General features: G+C 59.9%; 2 protein-coding genes. Both read left to right on the forward strand.

Features of this window, described 5'->3' with window-relative positions; translation table 11 throughout:
• Window positions 1-386: 386 nt before the first annotated feature.
• On the forward strand, window positions 387-2,237 hold the full coding sequence (locus NWI01_RS01590) for a putative bifunctional diguanylate cyclase/phosphodiesterase (RefSeq protein ID WP_141382063.1): 1,851 nt from the start codon (window positions 387-389) through the stop codon (window positions 2,235-2,237).
• 149 nt (window positions 2,238-2,386) lie between these two features.
• Entirely contained in the window at window positions 2,387-4,180 is a 1,794-nt protein-coding gene (locus NWI01_RS01595) for a glycoside hydrolase family 15 protein (protein ID WP_141382065.1), read from the forward strand.
• The last annotated feature ends 7 nt before the right edge of the window (window positions 4,181-4,187 follow it).

A 4,187-nucleotide genomic window follows, 5' to 3' on the forward strand; every position in this document is an offset into this window, starting at 1 on the left:
CTTCGCTTGAAAACGCTCTACGACGCGAGATCGGGCAGAACATGGATCAGGCATCCGCTCCAGGCGGCTGGATATGTTCAACGGCCCGGTAATCTCCAGCCTGTGGTACTCTGATATTCCGCTCGTCTGGTCATTGCCGCGGCGAGTCCATGATCCGTTCATGTACTGGTAACAATAATCCGGACTGATTTGAGCGACTTCGCGTTTGATGTGGAAAGTGCGGCCCTGTTTACGCGTCGGATTTAACTAAACCTACAACGTGCCCGGTTATCTCTTGGGAAGGCAGAAGGTGGCGCTGTATGGGACCGCGATCGCCGTTGCTGCCCGCAAGAGCCTGAAAGCCCGGAAGTTTCCCCTTTCAGACGCGATGAAGGTTGGGGAAGTCCATGTCCGGCGCGCCCGAGCGAAGTGAGTTTTCTGTTGGCGCTGGCAGAAGCGGACCGACACCTCCTGATGAGCCCGGAGCCGGCCTGAATGACTGTGGTGTCGAAGCCGGCGGTACCTCGCAGCTGAATTTCCTGAACGAAGTCGTCAGATTGCTTCCGACAGCCGTGACGGTTCAGGACGAGCAGGGAAATTTCGTGTTCGTGAATGCGGCCGCCGCGGCCCAGTTCAACGTGCCCGCGTGCGATATCGTCGCAACTGCATCAGGTGCGCTGCTCCCCTCGAAAGAGTTGAACGATCGCATCAATCTCGCGCGCGGGGTGCTGCAATCGGGCCGGATCAGAATATCCGAAGAACTCATTCGAACGGATCATACGACAAAGACCTATCTGACCACGCATGAGCCTGTCCAGATTTCGGACAGGAAGCTCATGCTGTCGAGCTCGGTCGATATCAGCGGTCAAAAGGCTGTCGAGGAGGAGCTTTTTCGTTGTGCATACTTTGACGACCTGACGGGTCTGCCGACCCGGCGCGTCATTGAGCAGCATGCCAACAGCCTCATCCGTGAGGGAGAACAACCCGTCAGGTTTGCGGTTGCTTTTCTCGATATCGACAATTTCAAGCACATCAACGACTATTACGGCCATGCATCCGGCGATGAACTTCTGATCGAGGTTGCCAGGCGCCTGAGCTTCGGCCTTCGCGCCACCGATATGCTGTCCCGGATCAGCGGCGACGAGTTTCTGCTCCTGCTCAATCCGGTGCAAAACGACGCTGAACTCGCTGACTACATCGAATATCTGCTGCAGCGTCTCAAGGCGCCGTTCTTTATCGAGGGATCGGAGCTGTTTGCCTCCGCATCGATCGGGGTGAGCATCTATCCGGATCACGGCGACAGCTACGAGGTTCTGCGCCAGAACGCCGATACCGCGATGTATCACATCAAGAACGAGAAAAAGGGTGGCGCCGTCATCTTCGATTCCGGAATGCAGCGCGAGGCGCTGACGCGGATGGAGATCGAGCAGTCGCTGCGGCTCGCTATTCTCGACAAGCGATTCTATTGCGCGTTCCAGCCTAAGGTCGACATCAGAACCCAGCAGGTCAGAGGCATCGAGGCGCTGGTTCGATTGCGCAATGATGACGGCGTCATCCAGGCGCCCGGAACGTTCGTCGATCTCGCGATCGAGCTCGGCCTGATCGACGAGTTGACGCATCTGGTTCTGGCCGAGATCATGAGGTCCATCGATCTCATCGACGACAGGTTCGGCACAGGCGTCAGCATCAGCATCAACGTCGCCGCCAAGCAGGCCGGGAACGCGGCCTTCATGACATCCTTCGCACGCGCGCTGGAGAAAACCGGCTGCCCGGCGCGATTCATCGTCGAGGTGACGGAAGATGCGTTCGTGGCGAAAACCCGTTTCCAGACCGAAGTTCTGCCCGTTCTGCGAAGCCTGGGCGTCGGGATCTCCATCGATGATTTCGGCATCGGATATTCATCGCTCTCGGCTCTCGCCGATATCACCGCCGATGAAATCAAGATCGACCGGTCGTTCATCGTCGATATCCACAAGCGCCCGCGCAGTCAGGGTATTCTGAAGGCCATTGAATCTCTCGGTGACGCACTGGGAATGACGGTGATCGCGGAGGGCGTCGAGAAGTTCGAGGAACTCGCTTATTTGCAGGCAGCGACGCGGATCAAGTATGCGCAGGGTTTCTATTTCTCAGAGCCCGTCTTCCTCGAAGATCTCGAATCGGACAGGCGCGCGGTGAGCAAACGAAGCACGGGTTCGATCAACCGTCCGCTGCAGGAAAACCGGCTGACTTATTCCCGCGTCAACGGCTACAGCCCATAGAACTTCGTTCTCCCCTCGCACGAGGTTGCTCTTCCGGAAAACTCACCAGGCGGTATGGCCAACCGCTCGCCGATGAATAAAACTGACTGTTTCGTCATCCTGTTTCGGCTCGCGTCCTGTTTCCAGCTTACCCGCCGGGATCTGCCAAATTGCCAAGCAGAATTGAAGACTACGGAATCATCGGCGATGGCGAGACCGTCGCGCTCGTCGACCGGACAGGGTCGATCGACTGGCTTTGCTGGCCGTGCTTCGATTCCGATGCCTGTTTTTCCGCCCTCCTGGGCGATGAGCGTAACGGCCATTGGCGGATCTCTCCTTCGGAAAAGATCGAGCGTTCGAGTCATGGCTATCGCGGAGATGGCCTTATCCTCGAAACCCGCTTTGAGACCGCCGGCGGTGCGGTCACTTTGATCGACTTCATGCCGCCACGCGACACGGCGACCGATATCGTCCGCCTCGTCCGGGGGGACCGCGGTCGCGTGAAGATGCACATGGATCTGGTGATCCGGTTCGGTTTTGGAAAAGACGTGCCATGGGTCCGCCGTACCGAGGATCGGGCGCTGCTCGCCATTTGCGGGCCGGACATGCTGGTGCTGCGCACGCCGGTCGAGACGCGCGGCGAGACCATGACCACCGTCGCCGACTTCGAGGTCAGCGCAGGGCAGACGATCCCGTTCGTGATGGCCTACAGCGCATCGCATCTGGCCGTTCCAGCCCCGATCGATCCCGCGGCGGCGCTGCGAGATACAGAGGCGTTCTGGCGCGACTGGTGCGGAAAGTTCGATTATGACGGTCCGTATCGTGATCTTGCGATGCGCTCCCTGGTTGCCCTGAAAGCCATGATCTATGCGCCCTCCGGCGGCATCGTCGCGGCGCCGACGACCTCGCTTCCCGAAAAGCTCGGCGGCGCGCGCAACTGGGATTACCGGTTCTGCTGGCTGCGCGACGCGACCTTCACGCTGCTCGCGCTGATGAACAGCGGCTATCACGACGAAGCTTCGGACTGGCACGACTGGCTGCTGCGATCGGTCGCCGGCTCGCCCGCCGACATGCAGATCATGTACGGCATCCTTGGGCAACGTCGCCTGACGGAGTGGGAAGCCGACTGGCTGCCTGGCTATGAGGGCGCACGGCCGGTCAGGATCGGAAACGCGGCCTATGCCCAGTTGCAGCTTGATGTCTTCGGCGAGTTGATGGACGCGTTCCACCAGTCGAGAGAGGCGAACCTCAAATTGCGCGAGCCGACCTGGGACCTGGAATGCGAATTGCTCGAGCATCTCGGCCGGATCTGGAATGAAACGGATTCCGGCATCTGGGAGCTGAGGGGACCTGGCAAGCACTACGTCTCGTCGAAGGTGCTGGCCTGGGTGGCGTTCGACCGCGGTGTCAAGAGCGTGGAGCATTTCGGTTTCCACGGGCCGGTCGAGCGCTGGCGTGAACTGCGCGAGATGATTCATCGCGACGTCTGCGAAAAGGGTTTTGATCCCGAACAAAACACTTTCGTCGAATCCTACGGCTCGAAGCTGCTCGATGCCAGCACGCTTCTCATTCCGTCGGTCGGATTCCTGCCGGCTTCCGATCCCCGTGTTGCGGGAATGCTGGCGGCGGTGGAGCAGCATCTGATGCCGGACGGCTTCGTGCTCAGGCACGATCCGCGCGCGGTGACGGACGAGCAGCCGCCGATCGAGGGAGCCTTTCTGGCCTGTACGCTCTGGCTCGCCGACGCTTATGTGCTGCGCGGCGATATCGAGCGCGCCGAGATGCTGCTGAAGCGGGTTGCGGGGGTGGCGAACGATCTTGGCTTGCTATCGGAAGAATACGATACGGTCGCTCGCCGCCTGACCGGAAATTTCCCGCAGGCGCTGACCCACATTGCGCTGGTCAACACCATCCACAATCTCAACGCGGCCCGCAAACCGGCGATGCAGCGGGCGAAGGCTTAGAGCGGCC

The organism is Nitrobacter winogradskyi (assembly GCF_006539545.1).
GTDB lineage: Bacteria > Pseudomonadota > Alphaproteobacteria > Rhizobiales > Xanthobacteraceae > Nitrobacter > Nitrobacter winogradskyi_A.